Origin of the sequence: Helicobacter sp. UBA3407, assembly GCF_949747025.1 — a bacterium.
In the GTDB taxonomy this organism is placed as follows: Bacteria; Campylobacterota; Campylobacteria; order Campylobacterales; family Helicobacteraceae; genus Helicobacter_D; species Helicobacter_D ganmani.
Window position 1 is genome coordinate 1 of the sequence record NZ_CATKCB010000001.1, and the last position, 1,017, is coordinate 1,017.

Here is a 1,017-nt window from a genome sequence, read left to right on the forward strand (position 1 = left end):
AAGGCATTCGTATATATCCCCAAAGACTTTTAGAGTTTAGAATCATTGCAGAGCCTAGTTTGTAGGCTAAATGATTGTGGATTCTGTGTTTTGCGGTTAGGAACGCAACCTTAGAATCCGCCTCTTTAAGAAAGGGAATGAAGCTCAAAAACATTTCATTTTGCGATTCCTTAATCCGTGCTAAATCCATAATTTTTTTGGCTTGCGTGATATTTCCATTAAAAAAGCAAATTTTAGCCGCGCAAAAGCAAATGTAGGGAAATTCCTCCTTTGCATTTTCCAAGTAAGCTTTAAATTGCTCTTTAAAAACAATATGTGTATTCCACAAAACAAGCAGCAAGGACGCAAGATATTCTTCTCCCCTCTCATTTATCACATTTTCAAGATATTTTTCTGCGCGGTAGATTTGCTTCTGTCTTAAAAACTCCTCTACTAACATCACACGATACGCACTATTGCACATATCAAATTCCAAAGCCAACCACAAAAGCCTAATGCGCTCCTCAAAGCTCACTCCAATTTGCCGCCCCAAAGAGTAAGCATAAGCGCAACTCACACTTTTTTGCACATTAGAAATATCCAAATAATCTTTCATTTTTGGGACAATAAAAGCATTATAAAGCTCTTTTTGCGTGAAATAGACATTGAAGTTCAAAAGCTCATTTTGCGACCCCAAAAAAGCAGCAAATTTAGAAAATGTGGAATGATTCGCAATCGTTTTTTTCGCTTCAGCCATCAAACACACTTCAAAAATCGTTCTCTGTGTCTCATTCAAATTCTCGCTCCAAGTTTGCGCGTTGATGAAATTTCCACTCTTTACCTCATCGTCCAAAACCTTAGATACTGCTTCGTTTGCCTTAGAATCCGCTCCAAAAAGCAAAACTTTAAAGCCAAGCTTGATAAAATGTCTTGCCGCAAAAATCACCAAATCCACAGGAAAAAAGTATTTATGGATAACAGGACAAAACACAAATCTCCTATATTGCGTCTCTATGGAATCCCCGCTTCGCATATGCA

1 pseudogene is annotated in these 1,017 nt (G+C 37.7%); it reads right to left on the minus strand.

The window, feature by feature from the left end:
• Window positions 1–1,012, minus strand: a pseudogene (locus tag Q1553_RS00005) (hypothetical protein); the annotation flags it as partial.
• Window positions 1,013–1,017: the final 5 nt, after the last annotated feature.